Source organism: Enterobacter cloacae complex sp. Mu1197, assembly GCF_040059225.1.
In the GTDB taxonomy this organism is placed as follows: domain Bacteria; phylum Pseudomonadota; class Gammaproteobacteria; order Enterobacterales; family Enterobacteriaceae; genus Enterobacter; species Enterobacter quasiroggenkampii.
In genome coordinates this window covers 1675662-1693719 of sequence record NZ_CP157375.1, presented here as the reverse complement: position 1 = coordinate 1693719, position 18058 = coordinate 1675662, and the positions used below count along the sequence as shown (strand labels likewise).

Here is an 18058-nt window from a genome sequence, read left to right as displayed (position 1 = left end):
CATGTGAAGGTATAACAATTTTATGGTTGTTATCGCATATGACGCCCTACAAACCCCGCTATATATCCTGATTAAACTGGCGTTGTACGTCTGACACCAAATGCTTTTGGTTTGTTATACGCTACCCTTCACATCATGATAACTCTACATAAAACTGTAAGTTGTGTGATCGTCATAACATTAATGGAATATCTATATAGGGCGCATGAATGCTGGAAGTTATAGTCAAGGCAGACAAATTGCACCGTCCGGCCACGTTGAACACAATTGTTATACGTAAAACATACTCGGCGGTTTACCTGGGGAACACTGATGTCGAACATACAATTGAGGAATGTCACCAAGCGCTTTGGCGACACCGTCACGCTCCACAACGTTAATCTTGATATTGAGGACGGTGAGTTTGCCGTATTCGTCGGGCCTTCCGGCTGTGGCAAATCCACTATGCTGCGTATGATTGCCGGGCTGGAGGAGATAAGCGAGGGTGAAGTGCTGATCGGTAACGAGGTGATGAACGACATCGCCCCTTCCCATCGGGGTGTGGCGATGGTCTTTCAGTCCTACGCGCTCTATCCGCATATGACGGTGGCCGAAAACATGGGCTACGGGCTGAAGGTGAATAAAGTGCCGAAAGATCAGATCCGCCATCAGGTCGAGATGGTCGCCAAAACGCTGCAGCTCTCCCACCTGCTAGACCGCAAACCTAAACAGCTTTCCGGCGGCCAGCGCCAGCGCGTCGCGATTGGCCGCGCTATCGTACGTAACCCGCGCGTCTTTATGTTCGATGAGCCGCTTTCCAACCTGGATGCCGAACTGCGCGTGGAGATGCGCCTGCACCTCGCCCGCCTGCATCAGGAGCTGAAAACCACCATGGTGTATGTCACGCACGACCAGATCGAAGCGATGACCCTGGCCGACAAAATTGTGGTCATGAACTACGGCAAAGTGGAGCAGATGGGCGCCCCGATGGATCTCTATTACAAACCGGCGAATAAGTTTGTCGCCGGGTTTATCGGTTCTCCGAAGATGAACTTTCTGCCGGCGACCGTTGAGGCCTGGCAGCCGGGCAAGTTCACCGTCAGGTTGTCGCAGCAGAAGTCGCTCACGCTCGCGATAACCACCACACCGCTGCAGCCGGGCAGCCAGGTTACGCTGGGCATCCGTCCGGAACATTTAACCACTGACCTTCACCGCGGCACGCGGCTGGAATTTAGCTGTGAAGTAGTGGAGCGGCTGGGGAACAATACTTACCTGTTTGGACAATGCTACGGCCATGACAACGTGAAGATCTTGCTGCCGGGCGACGTGAAGTTCGCGCCCTGGCAGAAGATAGACGTGGCCTTCGACGATCGCCACTGCATGGTCTTTGACGAGCAGGATGTCCGGGTGAGCGCGGATATCGAAGATGCGGTGCGTTCGGTGGCTTAACGCGCGCCACCGTCAGCAAGCTTTCTCACCGCCCGCCCAAACGCCTCAATCGCCAGGGCAACATCCTCAGCCATCACCGATTCCGCCGGATGGTGGCTGACGCCCCCCCTGCAGCGCACAAACAGCATCCCGACCGGCCAGCGCTCTGCCAGCGCGATGGTGTCGTGCCCGGCACCGCTCGGCAGCGATAATGAGCGCCCCTGCACCGACTCAACGGCCTGTCCCAGCAGATCCTGCAAACGCGCATCGCACGGCGTGGCAGCGATACGGTAAAACTCCTCGGCGCTGAAGCTCAGCCCGCGACGAGCGGCAATCGCCTGCGCCTGCGCCAGCAGCTCAGCGAGCAGCGCGTCAAGCGGGGCATCCTGCGGGCCGCGAATATCCAGCGAGAGCGCAACCTCGCCGGGGATGACGTTGACCGCACCGGGCAGGCAGCGCAGTTCACCGACCGTTGCCACCCGGTTGCCGCCCTGCTGTCGGGTGGTGTTTTCAATCAGCACCATCCATTCGGCGGCGGCGGCCAGGGCATCCTTACGGTGATGCATCGGCACAGTACCCGCGTGCCCGGCCTCGCCGGTGAAGCGGCAGTTGAGGCGGCGCGCGCCGTTAATGGCTTCCACCACGCCCAGCGCCAGCCCTTCCTGCTCCAGACACGGTCCCTGTTCGATATGCAGTTCCAGGCAGGCGCTAAAATCCTCCTGATGACGTGCCGCGAGCGCCACGCGGGCAGGATCGAGCCCCGCCTGCACCATCGCCTGCGCCACGCTGATGCCCTGAGCATCACACGTCTCCAGCCAGCCCTGCGGCCAGGTGCCCGTCAGCCCCCGGCTGCCTAGCAGGGTGATCCCAAAACGGGTTCCCTCTTCGTCACCAAAGCCGACAATCTCTATGGCCTGCGCCAGATGCACACCCTGCTGGTGCAGGCTATCCACCACTTCGATGGCGGTAAGCACCCCCAGCATGCCGTCGTAGCGCCCGGCGTTGCGTACGGTGTCCAGATGCGAGCCAAGCAGCACCGCCTGGGCCCCCTCCTGCGCGCCTTCGTAGCGTCCACAGATGTTGCCCACGCTGTCCTGCCAGACGGTCATGCCCGCCTGGCGCATCCACTCCCCGACCAGCTGGTTGACCTGCAGATGCTGCGTGGAGAGATACACCCTTGTCAGCGCATCCGGGGTTTCGCTGATGGTGGCCAGCGCGTCGGCGCGCGCCATCACCCGTTCTGCCGCCGGGCTCATTGCGGCGTCTCGCGGCGATAGTGGTCCCACGCGGCCTGCATGGCGGCCCCCTGCGTGGTGGTAAATTTGAGGTAGTTCAGCACCGACTCAAGCGCGCTCAGGGTAGTCATCACGCAGTCCTTGCGCGCGTTATAGCCCATGGTGCCAATGCGCCACACTTTGCCGTGCAGCGGGCCAAACGAGGTGCCGATTTCAATCCCGAAATCTTCCAGCATCAGCTTACGCACCTGGTCACCGTTGACGCCCTGCGGTATCACCACGCCCAGCACGTTGTTCATCTTGTGCTTCAGGTCGCCAAAGGTCTCCAGCCCCATCGCCTGAATCCCCTTAAGCAGCGCATCGCCGTGCAGCTTATGACGCGCGATGCCGTTATCCAGCCCTTCCTGCAGGATCAGCCGCGCGCATTCGCGGGCGCCAAACAGCGCGGTGGTGGCTTCGGTGTGGTGGTTCAGCCGCTCCGGCCCCCAGTAGTCCATCACCATGCCGAGATCGAAGTAGTTGGAGTAGATCATCTCCTCGTCGCCGTCGCGGTGGGCGTCGGTGCGAATGCCCTCCTCCACGCACTTGCGGCGGCGGATCGCCTCTTCCATCCGCGCGCTCAGGGTGATCGGCGACGTGCCCGACGGGCCGCCGAGGCATTTCTGCATCCCGGCCGAGACGGCATCCAGCCCCCAGGCGTCGGTCTCCAGCGCGTTACCGCCGAGCGACGCGGTGGCGTCGGTGTAAAACAGCACGTCGTAGCGGCGGCAGATCGCGCCCAGCTCCGCGAGCGGCTGCAGCATGGTGGTGGAGGTGTCGCCCTGCACGGTCAGCAGCAGGCGCGGACGAATACGTTTTATCGCATCCTCGACCTGGTCCGGGGTAAACACCTCGCCCCACGGCACCTCGATGGTATGCACCTCTGCACGGCAGCGGCGGGCAATTTCGCACAGCAGGTGGCCAAAGCGGCCAAAAACCGGCACCAGCACCTTATCTCCCGGTCGAATGGCGGAAACCAGAATGGCTTCAATTCCCGCGCGGGAGGTGCCGTCCACCAGCATCGTCCAGCGGTTTTCGGTGCGGAATACGCCGCGATAGAGCGCCATCACCTCGTTCATGTAGTGGGTCATGGCCGGATCGTACTGGCCGATCAGCTGGCTCGACATGGCGCGCAGCACGCGCGGGTCGGCGTTGATCGGGCCCGGGCCCATCAGCAGGCGCTGCGGCGGGTTGATTTGCGGAAAGTGTGCGATATCCATTGTTCAGTCCTTATCAGTTGAGGCCGCGCACGGAGGAGATGAACTGCTTCAGTTCCGTGGTCTGCGGGTTGGCGAACAGCGTTTTGCTGTCGCCCTGCTCCCAGACTTTCCCCTGGTGCATAAACACCACGCGGTCGCCCACTTCGCGGGCAAAATTCATTTCATGGGTAACCAGTATGAGCGTCATCCCCTCGGCCGCCAGTTGCTCCAGCACTTTGAGCACTTCGCCCACCAGCTCCGGATCCAGCGCGGAGGTGATCTCGTCGCAGAGTAATACTTTCGGCGACATCGCCAGCGCGCGGGCTATCGCCACGCGCTGCTGCTGGCCGCCGGAGAGGCTCGACGGGTAGTAATCCAGACGATCGCCAAGGCCAACCTTCTCCAGCATCTGCTGCGCCAGCGCCCGGCATTCGGCGGCGCTTTTTTTCAGCACCCGACGCGGGGCGAGCATCACGTTCTCCAGCGCCGTCATGTGCGGGAACAGGTTGAAGCTCTGGAACACCATCCCGACCGAGCGGCTGATTTCACGCGCCTGAGAATCCCGGTCGGTAATGGTCATGCCGCCCAGCTTGATGCTGCCGTCCTGATAGCCTTCCAGGCCGTTAATGCAGCGCAGCAGCGTGCTTTTGCCCGATCCGCTGCGCCCGATGATGGAGATCACCTGGCCCATGTCGATATCCAGATCGACGCCCTTGAGCACGTGGTTATCGCCGTAGTACTTCTGCACCTGATTAATGGTGATGAGAGGCATTGAATTTCGTCTCCAGATAGCGGCTGTAGCGCGACAGCGGATAACACAGAATAAAGTAGCCCAGCGCCACCAGCGCAAAGACCTTAAAAGGCTGATAGGTCACGTTGGTCAGCATGGTCCCGGCCTTGGTCAGCTCGACAAAACCGATAATCGACGCCAGCGCGGTGCCTTTGATCACCTGCACGGCAAAGCCGACCGTCGGCGCAATGCCGATGCGCAGCGCCTGCGGGGCGACCACGCGAAACAGGGTCTGGCCGAAGGTCAGCCCCAGGCAGCGCGAGGCTTCCCACTGCCCCTTCGGTAAAGCACGAATGCTGCCGTACCAGATATCGAGCAGAAACGCGCTGGTGTAGAACGTCAGCGCCAGCGAGGCGGCGGTCCACGGCGAAACGTCGATGCCGAACAGCGCCACGCCGAAGAAGGCCAGGAACAGCTGCATCAGCAGCGGCGTGCCCTGAAACAGCTCAATATAGCCGCGGATAATGCGCTTCACCGTGCGCCCGCCCGTCAGGCGCAGCAGCAGGAGCGGCAGCGTTACCACCGCCCCGCCGACGAACGCCACCAGCGACAGCAGCACCGTCCAGCGTCCGGCCAGCAGCAGATTGCGAATAATGTCCCAGTCGGTAAAGGTGGTCATCATGCCTGCACCCCCAGCCATTTGCGTCCTGCCGCCATCATCAGCTGGCGCAGGGTAATCGACAGCGCTAAGTAAATCCCGGTGGTCACCAGATAGACCTCAAAGCTTAAAAACGTTCTGGACTGGATCAGGTTGGCGGCGAAGGTCAGCTCTTCATAGGAGACCTGCGACACCACCGACGAGCCGAGCATCACGATGATGCACTGGCTCACCAGCGCCGGGTAAATGCGCTGCAGCGCGGGCGGCAGCACCACGCGGATAAAGGTCTGCAGGCGGGTCAGCCCCAGCACGCGACCGGCCTCCCACTGCCCTTTCGGCGTGACCTGAATGCCCGCGCGAATAATCTCGGTGCTGTAGGCGCCCAGGTTGACCACCATGGCCAGCAGCGCCGCTTCCCCCGCCGTCATCTTCAGCCCCAGATTCGGCAGGCCGAAGACGATGAAAAACAGCTGCACCACAAACGGCGTGTTGCGGATGATCTCTACATACCCGCCCCAGATCCGGCTGTACCAGGTGGTGCGTCCGCTGCGGATCGCCGCCCCGACAATCCCTGTTGCCAGCCCGCCGACGGTGGCCATCACCGTCAGCTGAATAGTGACCCACAGCCCGGCCAGCAGCTCCGGCCAGTGCGGCCAGAGGGCGGAAAAATCAAGTTGCTCAGTCATCGGCTCAGGCGCCAAGGTTTGCCGGCAGCGGGGCCTTCAGCCATTGCTCAGACAGACCGTTCAGCGTGCCGTCCTTAATGCCCTGCTCAATCAGCGCGTCCACTTTTGCCTTCAGGGCCGGTTCGTTTTTCTTCAGGCCAATGAAGCACGGCGAGTCTTTCAGCATAAAGCTCGGCACCGGGGCTTTCGCCGCGTTCTGGCGCGAAATGGCCGCCACCACGAGATTGCCGGTCGCCACGTACTGCACCTGGCCGGAAAGATATGCCGACAGCGTGGTGTTGTTGTCTTCGTAGCGCTTCACGTCCGCGTCTTTCGGCGCCAGGCCGGTCAGCACCATGTCCTCCACCGCCCCGCGCGTCACGCCGATGGTTTTTCCGCTGAGCGCAGCGGCATCCTTCAGTTCAGCCCCTTTCGGACCAAACACGCCGAGGAAGAACGGCGCGTAGGCGCGGCTGAAGTCGATTACCTTCTCACGCTCCGGGTTTTTACCGAGGCTGGAAATGACCAGGTCCACCTTGTCGGTTTGCAGGTACGGCACGCGGTTGGCGCTGGTCACCGGCACCAGCTGCAGCTTGAGCTTCATCTGTTTAGCCAGATAGCGCGCCATGTCGATGTCATAGCCCTGCGGCTGCAGATCGGTTCCCACCGAGCCAAACGGCGGGAAATCCTGCGGAACGGCAATGCGAATTGTGCCGCGTTTCTCAATATCCTGAAGCTGGTCAGCCTTTGCCGGCAGCTGTGTGAAGAGGCATGCTGCCCCGGCCAGTGCAATCAACAATTTTTTCATGGTGCTTCCCCGTAACGTTAACATGAAACAAAAGATTCTTTGAATGTGATTTTGCAACTAATGTGCCAGGTCAGGCGAAACGGGGGATATTGTCATAAAGCCTGATAAAGCGGGGAATGGCGAAAAGGGGGCGCTCTTTTACGCCCCGTCTGATTGCACTGTTTTAATGCAAAGCACCAGCCTGATGCCCCATTATCGCTGTTCCAGCTCGTCCAGCTGCTGGTAGAGGGAGGCAATCTCGTGAATGCGCGGGCGGCCCTTATCGAGAATGTCATGCAGGAAGGCGTTCGCCAGCAGGTTGATCAGACTGTTGACCGACGAATAGCTGTCATAGGCGGAGACGCTGTCCAGCGGGGTGCAGAGCTGCCAGCTCGCCAGCGGGAACAGGCTGTGGGCCTGCGGCTCGCACATCAGCAGCACCGGAATACCGCTGCTCTGAAGCTGCTGCATCAGCGGGCGAATGATGCGTGGGCGACGGCGAAAGGCCATCATCACCACCAGATCGTCCGGCGTTAAGTCTACCAGCTCCTCGCTCAGGCTCTGCCCCGGCTGCGGCAGCACCAGCACCTGACCGCGCGCCTGCAGCAGCTGCTGGCGCAGGTGCAGCGCCGCCGGATAGGCGTTACGCATGCCGATAATGACGATGCGCCGCGCCCTGACCATGCAGGCCATGACGTCGGCAAATTGCTGCGCGTCGAGGGCATTGACCCACTGGGTCAGGTTTGCCATCTCCTGCTTATAGTGGCGCGCCAGCAGCGTATTGCCCTGCACCGCATCGCGATTGTCGGTGAGCGGCATCCCGCTCTGGCGCAGGGTGCGCAGCTCTTCGCGCATGTCCTTATATTTCTCATAGCCCAGACGCTTAAACAGACGGCTCACCGTGGCTTTCGACACCCCGCTCAGCTGCGCCAGCTCGGCGCTGTTGTAGCTAATGAGGTCGTCAAAATGATCGAAAATAAAATCCGCCACCCGCTGCTCCTGCGGCGACAATGACGCGTATTGTGCTTTCAGTCGTTCATCAAGCTGTTCCATAACGCCTCTGTAACGTTTGTTTCATCTCATGCTCATTATTCATTAAGCATGCCAGCTTCTGCGGCAACTGGCATGAAACTTTTTATTCAGAACTGGAACAGCTTTTGCAGCACCTTGTGACTTTCAGGGTTACGAGGACTCTTCATGCAAAGTAATGTCTCCACACACGGTATGGCGGTTGCGCCCCACCACCTCGCCAGCCAGAGCGCGCTGGCGGTGCTGCGCGAAGGCGGCAGCGCCATCGAAGCGATGGTCGCGGCGGCGGCCACCATCGCCGTGGTCTATCCGCATATGAACGGGCTGGGCGGCGATGGCTTCTGGCTTATCGTGCCCCCGGAAGGCGATCCCATCGCCATCGATGCCAGCGGCGCGGCGGGATCGCGCGCGACGCTGGCCGCCTACGACGGGCTCACGCAGATCCCCCATCGTGGCCCCCGTGCGGCGCTGACCGTCGCCGGAACCGTCAGCGGCTGGGACGAAGCGCTGACGGTTTCGCGCGAGATGACCGGCAAGGCGCTGCCGCTGGCCCGCCTGCTGGCCGATGCTATTGACTATGCGCAACACGGCACGCCGGTCACGGCTTCTCAGGCCCACGCCACGGCCAGCAAGTTCGACGAGCTGAAGGACGTCCCCGGCTTCGCGGAAACCTGGCTGGTGGACGGCAAGCCGCCGCAGGTCGGGAGCCGCTTTTACCAGCCCGCCATGGCCACGACCCTGACGCACCTGGTGGAGGATGGTCTGGACAGCTTTTATCGCGGCCCGCTGGCGGAAGTTCTGGCGCAGGGCATGGAGACGCTGGGCCTGCCCGTGACGCTGGCCGATCTCAACGCCCACGCCGCCCGACGCACCGTGCCGCTGAAGCTCAAGCATCAGCAGGGAGAGATCTTTAACCATGCCCCGCCGACGCAGGGGCTGGTCTCGCTGGCGATACTCGGCATTACCGACCGCCTGAACATGGCGGAAGCCGACGATGCCGACACCCTGCACCGCATCGTGGAAGCCACCAAGCTGGCCTTTGGCTTGCGGGATGCCCACATCACCGACCCGCGCGCGCTGAAAACCGATGTTCAGCAACTGCTGGATACCGCCGCCCTGCAGGCGCTTGCCGACAGGGTTGACGACGGACGCGCGGCGCCGTGGGGAACCGGAAAAGGTCCCGGCGATACGGTGTGGATGGGGGTGATGGACAGCAGCGGGCTTGCCGTGTCATTTATCCAGAGCCTTTATCACGAGTTCGGCAGCGGCGTGGTGCTGCCCGATACTGGCATCGTCTGGCAGAACCGCGGCGCATCCTTCAGCCTCGATCCGGCCCATCTTCTGGCCCTCGCGCCGGGCAAACAGCCGTTCCACACCCTGAACCCGGCGGCGGCACGTCTGAAGGACGGTCGCGTGATGGTCTACGGATCGATGGGTGGCGACGGACAGCCGCAAACCCAGGCTGCGCTCTTTACCCGCTACGTTATCCAGGGCGTCCCCCTGCAGGAGAGCATTACCCGCCCGCGCTGGCTGCTGGGGCGCACCTGGGGACAAACCTCGGACACCTTAAAGCTTGAAGGGCGTTTTTCACCCGAGACGGTCGCGCGCCTGCAGGCACTCGGCCACGAGGTGGAGCTTTTCCCTGACTTTAGTGAAGCCATGGGTCACGCGGGCGCGATTGTCCGCCACCCCAACGGGCTGTTCGAAGGGGCATTTGACCCGCGCAGCAACGGCACAGCCGCCGGATTCTGAGGAGAAAATAATGACGACACACCAACCCGACTGGCAGGCGTACCTGGCGCAAATGGAAACCGTACTCGGCGTTGAGCTGGATGACGCCCGCCGCGCCGAGCTGCAGCTGCAGTTCAGCCGCATTGCCAGCATGGCCGCCCCGCTGATGGCGCTGCCGCTCGACGACCGTCTGGAGATTGCAGGAGTGTATAAAGCATGACGCTACACGAGATGAGTATCAGCGCGATCCAGCAGGCGCTAAGCGCGGGAGAGCTGAGCGCCCACGAGATCGCCCAACAGACGCTGGAGGCGATTGCGCGCGTTAACCCGCGGATCAACGCCTGGACCACCGTGACGGAAGCACGCATGCTCGCCGAAGCCGATAATATTGATACCCTGCGACGGGAAAAGCGTCCCCTGCCGCCGCTGGCAGGTGTGCCTTATGCGGTGAAAAACCTGTTCGACGTTGCCGGTCACACCACCCTCGCCGGGGCCGAGCTGTTCAGCCAGCGCCCTGCCGCCGCGGCTGACGGCTTTGCGGTACGCCAGCTGCGCAGCGCGGGCGGGCTGCTGACCGGGATGGTCAATATGGACGCCTACGCCTACGGCTTTACCACCGAGAACAGCCACTACGGCACGACGCGTAACCCGCACGACCTGGCGCGCATTGCGGGCGGGTCGTCCGGCGGGTCAGCGGCCGCGGTGGCTGCCGGGCTGGTGCACTTTTCACTCGGCACCGACACCAACGGGTCGATTCGCGTTCCGGCCTCCCTGTGCGGCATCTACGGCCTGAAGCCCACCTTTGGCCGCCTGTCGCGCGCAGGAAGCCATCCGTTTGTCCCGAGTCTGGATCATATCGGCCCCTTCGCCCGCCGCGTGTGTGACCTGGCGTCCGTGTATGACGCCCTGCAGGGACGGGACACCAGCGACGGTTTTCAGGCAGAGAGCTCCCGGGAACAGACGCGCCCCCTGCTCGATCGCGGGCTTGACGGCCTGCGCTGCGCTGTACTCGGCGGCTACTTCACCACCTGGTGCGACGCGGATGCCAGAGAGGCCGTGGCGCGGGTGGCGAAGGCGCTCGACGTGCAGGATGAACTGGCGTTCCCGGACGCCGAGCTGGCGCGTTCGGCGGCGTTTATCATCAGCGCCGCCGAAGGGGGAAATCAGTACCTGCCCGCGCTTCGCCAGGAGCCAGCGCGTTTTGAGCCTCACTCCCGCGAACGCCTGCTGGCCGGGGCGATGATCCCCTCCGCCTGGTACATTCAGGCCCAGCGGTTCCGCGCTCACGCCCGGCAGGCGTTTAAAACCCTATTCGCGCAGGCCGACGTGCTGATCGCCCCGGCCACCCCGCGCAGCGCCACGCTGGCGGGCGAGCAAACCATGGAAATTAACGGTCAGCCGCTGCCCATTCGCGCCAGCATGGGGATGCTGACCCAGCCAATTTCGTTTTTGGGCCTGCCCGTGACCACCGTTCCGCTGCGCACCGCGCAGGGCGCGCCCATCGGCCTGCAGCTGATTGCCGCGCCGTTTAACGAGCAGGCCTGCCTGCGCGTCGCGCGGGTTCTGGAGGAGAGCGGCATCACCGATGCCCGTCCGGCGGAGATAGCAGCATGATGAATCACGATGACATTAACCTCCCGTGGGTGGTTGCCGAGGTGACGGCCGCGTTTTACCGCTATGAGGACGCGCTGGTGAGCAACAACGTTGCGGTGCTGGACGAGCTGTTCTGGCACGACAAAAACACGGTGCGGCTGGGGGCGGGGGAAAACCTGTACGGAATTGATGAAATCCGCGCCTTTCGCGCGGCGCGCCCCGCCACCGGGCTGCAGCGGACGCTGCGCCACACCGTCATCACCACCTTCGGGGAGGATTATGCCGTGTGCAGCACCGAGTTTACCCGGGAGAGCACAGAACGCATTGGCCGCCAGCAGCAGACGTGGGTGCGGTTTGCTTACGGATGGCGCATCGTGGCGGCGCAGGTGAGTTTGATGGTGTAACGCTGAAAAACCTGCCCGGTGGCGCTGTGCTTACCGGGCCTACGATGTCCCGTATGCCCTGTGGGCCCTGTAGGCCGGGTAAGGCGCAGCCGCCACCCGGCAAAACACGGCACACTTATTTCTGAAACGGATGCACGTCCCGCCAGTGGTCGGCAATCTGCTGGCGGGTACAGACCCACACCCGCTCGTGCTGCTGCACATAATCCAGGAACCGCTGCAGCGCGCGAAAACGCCCCGGTCGCCCCAGCAGGCGGCAGTGCATGCCGATGGACATCATCTTCGGCGCGCTTTCCCCCTCTTCGTACAGCACGTCAAAACTGTCCTTCAGATAGGTATAAAACTGCTCGGCGGTGTTAAACCCCTGCGCGGTCGCAAAGCGCATGTCGTTCGCATCCAGCGTATACGGCACAATCAGGTGCGGTTTACGGGAGCCATCGCTGCAGGCCACCTCCGTCCAGAAGGGCAAATCGTCGCCGTAGTAGTCGCTGTCGTAGTCGAAACCGCCGTGCTCTACCACCAGCTGGCGGGTGTTGGGGCTGTCGCGCCCGGTGTACCAGCCCGTTGGCGGCTTGCCGAACAGGTCGGTCAGAACGTGCACCGCCTTGTGCAGGTGTTCGCGCTCCTGGCTGATGTCCATATTCTGGTAGTGGATCCAGCGCCAGCCGTGGCTGACCACGTCGTAATCCGCGGCTTTGATTGCCTCGACTATCTCCGGGTGACGCGCCAGCGCCATCGCCACGCCGAAGACCGTCAACGGCAGGCCGCGTTTCTGAAATTCACTGTGGATCCGCCAGAACCCGGCGCGACTGCCGTATTCGTAGAGAGAGTCCATCGACATGTGTTTGTCCGGGTAACTGGCCGCGCCGATGATGTCCGACAGGAACTGTTCGGATCCGGCATCGCCGTGCAGAACGTGGTTTTCTGCCCCTTCTTCGTAATTGAGCACAAACTGCACAGCGATGCGCGCCTGATTCGGCCACCGCGCGTGCGGCGGGTTGCCCGCATAGCCGCGCAGATCCCGCGGATAATCCTGTTCAAAAAGCCCCATTGCCACCCCCAAAAAATTAAAATGGATTCAATGCCTGAAAATGCCCGCTTAACGGTTTGTTCTCCGGGAACGCCAGATCCCCGTGCTTGCTGGTCGACAGCCCCAGCGCCACCAGCGATTCCACCATCTTCACCGCCGCGCTGACGCCGTCGATCACCGGCACGCGCAGTTCGCGGGTCAGCTCCTGCGCCAGCGTCGCCATGCCGCCGCAGCCCAGCACGATGGCGCCACAGCCATCCTCTTTCAGCGCCTGTATACAGCGCGCGCGCACTTTCTCCTGCGCCAGACCGCTACCGTCTTCCAGCGCCAGTACCGGAAGGTCGATGGCATGCAGCGCCGCGCAATGGTCCTGAAAGCCATACTGGTGCAGCAGATGACGGGCAATAATCAGCGTGCGCGGCAGCGTGGTGACCACCGAAAAGCGCGTCGCGACCAGCGTCGCCATATGCATAGCGGCTTCGGCGATGCCGATAACCGGCCCCTGCGCCAGCTCGCGCGCCGCCAGCAGGCCCGGATCGCCAAAGCAGGCGATCACGTGACCGTCCACGCCCTGCTCCCTGCCTTTTTTGATCTGTTCCAGGACACCAACGGCGGCGATGGCCTCATCAAAGTGGCCTTCTATAGACGGCACGCCCGCGCTCGGGCAGACCGCGAGGATCTCCGTCCCGGGTGCCGCCACCGCGCGGGCCGCCGCGCCGATGGTTTCCGTCATCGCGAGGCTGGTGTTGGGGTTGATCACTTGTATACAGACAGACATTACGACTCCTTGTGGCCGGCAAACAGCCGGGCAAAATCAGGCAGGCACTCGCCCGCCCGCTCGAAGCAGAGGCTGGCGACGATATGTTCAAAATGGTGCATTAAGGCATCGCTGAGCGGTTCAAGCGCCTTCTGGCGCAGCAGATCCACCAGCTGCTCGTGATCGTTGCAGCGGCAGCCCTGACGCCACGGCGCACCCCAGGTGGCGATCACCAGCGACGAGCGCTGGCTCAGGCCGGTCACCATCTCAGTGAGCACCTGGTTGCCGGAGATGGCCTGCAGCTGAATGTGGAAATTGGCGGAGTGGCGAATCGCCGCCGGGCCGTCATAGGCCTCGTGCGCCTGCTGCTCCTGGCGAATAATGGCCTCCAGCGCGGCAAGATGCGGCGGCTGGCAGTGCGCCAGCACGTCCGGCAGGTTGGCGACCTCCAGCAGGGCGCGGGTGCGAAAGATGTGCTGCGCCTCTTCCACCGTCGGGCTGGCGACGTGTGCACCACGCTTGGGCGTCAGGGTGACCATTTGCACAGCGGCGAGTCGTTGAAGCACCTTGCGGATGCCCGTGCGGCTCACGCCAAAGACCTCGGCCAGCGCCTCTTCCGGCAGTTTGCTCCCCGGCAGCAGCTGGTGTTCGACAATTGCGGTCATCAGCGCCTGAAAGATCGATTCGTCTTTGTCATGCAGGTCTGGCGCGGTCTGCAGGGCGTTTATGTTGTTCATTTGCCACTCCGAATTTTACTTTCCGTTATCGAATCGTATACATAAAAATAAAATATTGCATACAAGATTTATTATTTTGGCCTGGATCCTGCAACACCGTTTGCACTCCCACTCAACGGGTTTTCATTCACAGGAGCAGGTTTCATGCCAAACAGTCAAAACGCACAGCAAGGTACGGCCGCTGATTCCGGTGCGGTTTACAGCCCACGTCTTTGCAATGAGGATCTGGCACCGACGCGTGACCAGAACTGGAGCTGGTACAACATCTTTTCGTTCTGGATGTCGGACGTTCACAGCATGGGGGGTTATGTTGTCGCCGCGAGCTTCTTTACGCTCGGGCTGGCAAGCTGGCAGGTGCTGCTCTGCCTGCTGGTGGGGATTTGCATCGTGCAACTGTGCGCCAACCTGGTGGCCAAACCGAGCCAGATGGCGGGCGTGCCCTACGCGGTGATCAGCCGTCAGGCGTTTGGCGTGTTCGGGGCCAATATTCCGGCGGTGATCCGCGGGCTGATTGCCTTCGCGTGGTACGGCATTCAGACCTATCTCGCCGCCAACGCGCTGATGCTGGTGGCGCTGAAGTTCTGGCCGTCGCTCTCTTCACTCACTACCGGCGCATTCCTGGGCCTGTCGCACCTGGGCTGGATCTGCTTTGCCATTATGTGGGTCCTGCAGGCGATGGTCTTCTGGCACGGCATGAGCGCCATCAAGCGCTTTATTGATATCGCCGGTCCGGCGGTCTATGTGGTGATGCTGGCCCTCGCCGGCTGGATTGTATACAAGACCGGTTTTGACGGGATCTCCTTTACCCTCGCCAGCAAATCCCTGAGCGCGGGCGAACAGACCTGGCAGATGATCACCGCCACCGCGCTGGTGGTCTCCTACTTCTCCGGCCCGCTGCTCAACTTTGGCGATTTCTCCCGCTACGGCAAAAGCATGGGGGAGATCCGCCGCGGCAACCGCTGGGGGCTGCCGTTTAACTTCCTGCTGTTCTCCATCGTCACCGTGGTGATCGTCTCCGGCACCCAGTCGCTGTTTGGCCGCATGATCACCGACCCGATTGAGACCGTCAGCCGCGTGGGTAACGATCTGGCCGTGGCGATTGGCCTGCTGACGATGATCACCGCCACCATCGGGATCAACATCGTGGCGAACTTCGTCTCACCGGCGTTTGATTTCTCTAACTGCTCGCCGCAGAAAATCAGCTTCCGCACCGGAGGCATGATTGCCGCCGTCGGCTCGATCCTGCTCACCCCGTGGAACCTGTTCAACTCGCCGGAGCTTATCCACTACACCCTGGACGTGCTCGGGGCGTTTATCGGCCCACTGTTCGGCATCCTGATCGCCGATTTCTACCTGATTAAACGCGGCAAGGTGTCGGTTGACGATCTGTTCGACGACACGCCAAAGGGCAAATACTGGTACCGCAACGGCTTTAACCCGAAAGCCATTGGGGCGCTGATCCCGTCCGTTGCCGTGGGCCTGGTCATTAGCTTTATCCCGGCCCTGCATGAGGTGGCAAACTTCAGCTGGTTTATTGGCGTCTTCCTCGGCAGCGTCACCTACCGCTGGCTGGCGCGGGAAGAGCGCGAGACGGCAGGTGCGACGTCGTTTGGCTCCCGCGTGGCGACGCAAAAAGAGTAACTCCCTCCCTCCGGCCGCAGCATCTCTGCGGCCCGTTCATTCTGGCACCGTTCTTGCTGAGCCTTCTCACCCCCGCTACGCACACACGAAGGCAGGAACCATGATGGAATACCAGACTGCGATACGCGGTGCTTTTTTTGATATTGCCCGGGTCTGCGACAGCGCAGACGCCATTGCCCAGCACGCGCGCTACCTTGAGGACGGCCTGCTGTTTATCCAGCACGGAAAAATTCTGGCACAGATGCCGTGGCAGGAGGGCGAGCAGTATCTTGACCCGCACAAAGGCTATACCGACCTGCGCGGCAGGCTGCTGCTGCCCGGTTTTGTCGACACCCACATCCATTATCCGCAAACGGAGATGATTGGCGCCTTTGGCGAACAGCTGCTGGAGTGGCTGACCACCTACACCTTCCCGGTGGAGAGCCAGTTTGCCGATGAGGCCTACGCAAAAGAGATCGCCGAATTTTTCATTAACCAGCTGGTGAGCAACGGCACCACCACCGCGCTGGTGTTTTGCACGCTGCATCCGGAATCGGTCGAGGCACTGTTTACCGAGGCCCTGCGCCTGAACATGCGCCTTATCGCCGGAAAGGTGATGATGGACAGGCACGCGCCGGACTACCTGAGCGAAGACGCGAAGCAGAGCTACCGGCAGACCCGGGCGCTGATCCAGCGCTGGCATCACCGTGGACGGCTGGGCTATGCGATTACGCCGCGCTTTGCGCCGACGTCATCACCCGAGCTGCTTGCGGCGGTCAGCCTGCTCAGAGAGGAGTTCCCGGACACCTGGCTGCAGACCCACCTGAGCGAGAACCCCAACGAAGTGGCCTGGGTGAGCGATCTCTGGCCGGAGCATGAGCGCTATCTGGACGTTTATCACCACTACGGCCTGACCGGCGAGCGCAGCGTGTTTGCCCACGCGATCCATCTGCACCACAGCGAGTGGCAGTGTCTGCATGACACCGGCTCGGCGGTGGCGTTTTGCCCCACCTCGAACCTGTTTCTCGGCAGCGGGCTGTTTCGCCTGCCCGCCTGCTGGCAGCACAGGGTGCGGATGGGCATCGGCACCGACGTCGGGGCGGGCACCACATTCAGCATGCTGCGCACGCTGGGGGAGGCCTACAAGGTGGGCCAGCTTCAGAGCTACCGCCTGCGCGCCAGCGAGGCGTTTTATCACGCCACGCTGGGCGGTGCGCACGCCCTCCGGCTGGACGATAAGATTGGCAACTTCGCGGCAGGCAAAGAGGCGGATTTCGTGGTTATCGACCCCGATGTGACACCGCTGCAGCGCCTGCGCAATCGCCGCTGCCAGGATATCTATGAGCAGCTCTTTGTGCTGATGACCCTCGGCGACGAGCGCAACATCAGCGAGACCTGGGTCAACGGCGAGCGGGTGTGGTCAACTGCCCCGGTAGGTTGACCATCCGCCGGGAGCAATCACAAACGGCAGATGGAAATGCTCGTCTGCCGTTTCTCCCGTGACAAACTCAATGTGCGCGCAGGGATAGATCGTCTCCCGGCCGGTATCACTAAACCAAACCCCAATCTCCGCCACCAGCCGATAGCGGCCCGCGGACAGAGAGGGAACGAACGCGGCGATGCGTCCCTGGACGTTGGTCACGCCCGTGGCCAGCGTCTTCCCGTCCTGTTGCAGATGAACCGTCACGCCCTCTGCGGGTTTGCCCGTCGAAATATCGAGGATATGGGTGCTGAGTGTGCTCATTCGTGAATGACTCCTTCCAGTCGCAGCAGCGTAATTTCCCGCAGCTGTTCCAGCGCGGCACGGTTTTCCTGCGCGTCGCTGTTCTCCAGCCGTGCGTGCAGGGCCTGTAATATCTCCTCGCCGCTGCGTCCTTTCGCGCGGATCAGAAAGACGCGCCCAAAGCGGGCTTCATAGCGGGCATTACCTTCACGCAGCGCCTTTGCAAGGGCGGTATCGCGATCGTTCACCGCGCCCTGTTCCTGGCGCGACAGTGCCGCCTCCGTCGCTGAACCTGCGGGCTTTTCCCCGATGCGCGGATGGGCGCTCAGGGCTTGCGTTAAGGCCGCTTCATCCCAGCGTTGCGTCAGAGCCTGCGCCGCAATGAACAACGCGTCCCGGCTCGAATAAGGCCGCCCACTCACCAACGCGTCGGCCCAGCCGGGTATCGTCACGCAGGGCTGAAGCAGCGTAAAAGCGTCTTTCTCAGGCAACTGATTGAAGTCGTGCAGTGCGATCATAGGTTCTCCTTGATTATCCTCCTTCAGGTTAGTGCACAAACCACGCCACTCTTGAGACAAACGTGAAACAGTCGATTCCGGATGGCTGACCAGGAAATTTTTGATTCATAAAAAGGCACGCTCACCGCGTTTGCGCACCTTAGCAGTGCAAACATCTCTCTCACAACGCCGTTTTCACCACTCTGCAGCCTGGTACGCA

The 18058-nt window shown here is 61.9% G+C and carries 18 protein-coding genes and 1 pseudogene; 7 read left to right on the top strand and 12 right to left on the bottom strand.

Translation table 11 applies throughout. From position 1 onward, the window contains the following. Positions 1-312 precede the first annotated feature (312 nt). Complete coding sequence (locus tag ABFV38_RS07940) at positions 313-1428, top strand: ABC transporter ATP-binding protein (RefSeq protein ID WP_167212583.1); 1116 nt, start codon at positions 313-315, stop codon at positions 1426-1428. Here ABFV38_RS07940 and hpxK read toward each other — a convergent pair. From hpxK to hpxU, 7 genes are all read right to left on the bottom strand, one after another. Further along, on the bottom strand, positions 1425-2663 hold the full coding sequence (hpxK, locus tag ABFV38_RS07935; protein ID WP_348959054.1) for an allantoate amidohydrolase: 1239 nt from the start codon (positions 2661-2663) through the stop codon (positions 1425-1427). The two genes, ABFV38_RS07940 and hpxK, sit on opposite strands and share 4 nt — an antisense overlap. Beyond that, on the bottom strand, positions 2660-3901 hold the full coding sequence (locus tag ABFV38_RS07930; protein WP_048027317.1) for an alanine--glyoxylate aminotransferase family protein: 1242 nt from the start codon (positions 3899-3901) through the stop codon (positions 2660-2662). Before ABFV38_RS07930 ends, hpxK begins: the two co-directional genes overlap by 4 nt. Positions 3902-3914: 13 nt before the next feature. Further along, positions 3915-4652: an amino acid ABC transporter ATP-binding protein gene (locus ABFV38_RS07925; protein ID WP_023327069.1), complete on the bottom strand. Its 738-nt coding sequence runs from the start codon at positions 4650-4652 to the stop codon at positions 3915-3917. Next, the gene (locus ABFV38_RS07920; protein WP_071882588.1) at positions 4633-5289 is read right to left on the bottom strand and encodes an amino acid ABC transporter permease; all 657 of its coding nucleotides are present in this window, start codon (positions 5287-5289) and stop codon (positions 4633-4635) included. The genes ABFV38_RS07925 and ABFV38_RS07920 overlap by 20 nt, the downstream gene beginning before the upstream one ends. Then, on the bottom strand, positions 5289-5954 hold the full coding sequence (locus tag ABFV38_RS07915; protein WP_048027626.1) for an amino acid ABC transporter permease: 666 nt from the start codon (positions 5952-5954) through the stop codon (positions 5289-5291). Before ABFV38_RS07915 ends, ABFV38_RS07920 begins: the two co-directional genes overlap by 1 nt. Positions 5955-5958: 4 nt before the next feature. Beyond that, positions 5959-6741 carry a transporter substrate-binding domain-containing protein gene (locus tag ABFV38_RS07910; protein ID WP_008499846.1) on the bottom strand — a complete coding sequence of 261 codons (783 nt, stop codon included), beginning with the start codon at positions 6739-6741 and terminating at the stop codon, positions 5959-5961. Positions 6742-6933: 192 nt separating this feature from the next. Beyond that, the gene (gene hpxU / locus ABFV38_RS07905; RefSeq protein WP_348959051.1) at positions 6934-7773 is read right to left on the bottom strand and encodes a MurR/RpiR family transcriptional regulator HpxU; all 840 of its coding nucleotides are present in this window, start codon (positions 7771-7773) and stop codon (positions 6934-6936) included. A gap of 144 nt (positions 7774-7917) precedes the next feature. On the opposite strand from hpxU, the gene hpxW reads away from it, so the two are divergent. From hpxW to hpxZ, 4 genes are read left to right on the top strand one after another with little or no spacing between them, the layout of a single operon-like run. Further along, on the top strand, positions 7918-9501 hold the full coding sequence (gene hpxW / locus ABFV38_RS07900) for an oxamate amidohydrolase (protein ID WP_348959049.1): 1584 nt from the start codon (positions 7918-7920) through the stop codon (positions 9499-9501). A 10-nt stretch (positions 9502-9511) separates the two neighbouring features. Next, the gene (gene hpxX / locus ABFV38_RS07895) at positions 9512-9700 is read left to right on the top strand and encodes an oxalurate catabolism protein HpxX (protein ID WP_024909607.1); all 189 of its coding nucleotides are present in this window, start codon (positions 9512-9514) and stop codon (positions 9698-9700) included. Further along, positions 9697-11094, top strand: a complete 1398-nt coding sequence (locus tag ABFV38_RS07890; protein ID WP_348959047.1) for an AtzE family amidohydrolase — start codon at positions 9697-9699, stop codon at positions 11092-11094. Before hpxX ends, ABFV38_RS07890 begins: the two co-directional genes overlap by 4 nt. Further along, on the top strand, positions 11091-11477 hold the full coding sequence (gene hpxZ / locus ABFV38_RS07885) for an oxalurate catabolism protein HpxZ (RefSeq protein ID WP_234081985.1): 387 nt from the start codon (positions 11091-11093) through the stop codon (positions 11475-11477). Before ABFV38_RS07890 ends, hpxZ begins: the two co-directional genes overlap by 4 nt. Before the next feature lie 115 nt (positions 11478-11592). On the opposite strand, the gene puuE is transcribed toward hpxZ, so the two are convergent. The 3 genes and pseudogenes from puuE to ABFV38_RS07870 all read right to left on the bottom strand — a co-directional run bounded on the left by puuE (position 11593) and on the right by ABFV38_RS07870 (position 13998). Beyond that, the gene (gene puuE / locus ABFV38_RS07880; RefSeq protein ID WP_240186502.1) at positions 11593-12492 is read right to left on the bottom strand and encodes an allantoinase PuuE; all 900 of its coding nucleotides are present in this window, start codon (positions 12490-12492) and stop codon (positions 11593-11595) included. Next, a pseudogene (locus ABFV38_RS07875) lies at positions 12413-13282 on the bottom strand (aspartate/glutamate racemase family protein); the annotation flags it as partial. The gene puuE and the pseudogene ABFV38_RS07875, both read right to left, overlap by 80 nt. Further along, a complete protein-coding gene (locus ABFV38_RS07870) occupies positions 13282-13998 on the bottom strand; it encodes a GntR family transcriptional regulator (protein WP_348959044.1) in 717 nt (238 codons plus the stop codon). The gene ABFV38_RS07870 and the pseudogene ABFV38_RS07875, both read right to left, overlap by 1 nt. Positions 13999-14142: 144 nt before the next feature. Here ABFV38_RS07870 and ABFV38_RS07865 point away from each other — a divergent pair, with 144 nt between their 5' ends. Both ABFV38_RS07865 and guaD read left to right on the top strand, forming a co-directional pair. Next, entirely contained in the window at positions 14143-15639 is a 1497-nt protein-coding gene (locus ABFV38_RS07865; protein ID WP_229225653.1) for an NCS1 family nucleobase:cation symporter-1, read from the top strand. Between the two features lie 100 nt (positions 15640-15739). Further along, positions 15740-17059, top strand: a complete 1320-nt coding sequence (gene guaD, locus ABFV38_RS07860; RefSeq protein ID WP_069719478.1) for a guanine deaminase — start codon at positions 15740-15742, stop codon at positions 17057-17059. Here guaD and uraH read toward each other — a convergent pair. Continuing rightward, positions 17039-17362, bottom strand: coding sequence for a hydroxyisourate hydrolase (gene uraH, locus ABFV38_RS07855; RefSeq protein WP_262779578.1), 324 nt, complete (start codon positions 17360-17362; stop codon positions 17039-17041). The genes guaD and uraH overlap by 21 nt on opposite strands. Continuing rightward, on the bottom strand, positions 17359-17859 hold the full coding sequence (gene uraD, locus ABFV38_RS07850) for a 2-oxo-4-hydroxy-4-carboxy-5-ureidoimidazoline decarboxylase (protein WP_348959041.1): 501 nt from the start codon (positions 17857-17859) through the stop codon (positions 17359-17361). The genes uraH and uraD overlap by 4 nt, the downstream gene beginning before the upstream one ends. Between the last annotated feature and the right edge of the window lie 199 nt (positions 17860-18058).

Coding starts and splice junctions, on each gene's coding strand:
- ABFV38_RS07940 (WP_167212583.1), top strand. CDS start 313: ATGTCGAACATACAATTGAGGAATGTCACCAAGCGCTTTGGCGACACC.
- hpxK (WP_348959054.1), bottom strand. CDS start 2,663: ATGAGCCCGGCGGCAGAACGGGTGATGGCGCGCGCCGACGCGCTGGCC.
- ABFV38_RS07930 (WP_048027317.1), bottom strand. CDS start 3,901: ATGGATATCGCACACTTTCCGCAAATCAACCCGCCGCAGCGCCTGCTG.
- ABFV38_RS07925 (WP_023327069.1), bottom strand. CDS start 4,652: ATGCCTCTCATCACCATTAATCAGGTGCAGAAGTACTACGGCGATAAC.
- ABFV38_RS07920 (WP_071882588.1), bottom strand. CDS start 5,289: ATGACCACCTTTACCGACTGGGACATTATTCGCAATCTGCTGCTGGCC.
- ABFV38_RS07915 (WP_048027626.1), bottom strand. CDS start 5,954: ATGACTGAGCAACTTGATTTTTCCGCCCTCTGGCCGCACTGGCCGGAG.
- ABFV38_RS07910 (WP_008499846.1), bottom strand. CDS start 6,741: ATGAAAAAATTGTTGATTGCACTGGCCGGGGCAGCATGCCTCTTCACA.
- hpxU (WP_348959051.1), bottom strand. CDS start 7,773: ATGGAACAGCTTGATGAACGACTGAAAGCACAATACGCGTCATTGTCG.
- hpxW (WP_348959049.1), top strand. CDS start 7,918: ATGCAAAGTAATGTCTCCACACACGGTATGGCGGTTGCGCCCCACCAC.
- hpxX (WP_024909607.1), top strand. CDS start 9,512: ATGACGACACACCAACCCGACTGGCAGGCGTACCTGGCGCAAATGGAA.
- ABFV38_RS07890 (WP_348959047.1), top strand. CDS start 9,697: ATGACGCTACACGAGATGAGTATCAGCGCGATCCAGCAGGCGCTAAGC.
- hpxZ (WP_234081985.1), top strand. CDS start 11,091: ATGATGAATCACGATGACATTAACCTCCCGTGGGTGGTTGCCGAGGTG.
- ABFV38_RS07870 (WP_348959044.1), bottom strand. CDS start 13,998: ATGAACAACATAAACGCCCTGCAGACCGCGCCAGACCTGCATGACAAA.
- ABFV38_RS07865 (WP_229225653.1), top strand. CDS start 14,143: ATGCCAAACAGTCAAAACGCACAGCAAGGTACGGCCGCTGATTCCGGT.
- guaD (WP_069719478.1), top strand. CDS start 15,740: ATGATGGAATACCAGACTGCGATACGCGGTGCTTTTTTTGATATTGCC.
- uraH (WP_262779578.1), bottom strand. CDS start 17,362: ATGAGCACACTCAGCACCCATATCCTCGATATTTCGACGGGCAAACCC.
- uraD (WP_348959041.1), bottom strand. CDS start 17,859: ATGATCGCACTGCACGACTTCAATCAGTTGCCTGAGAAAGACGCTTTT.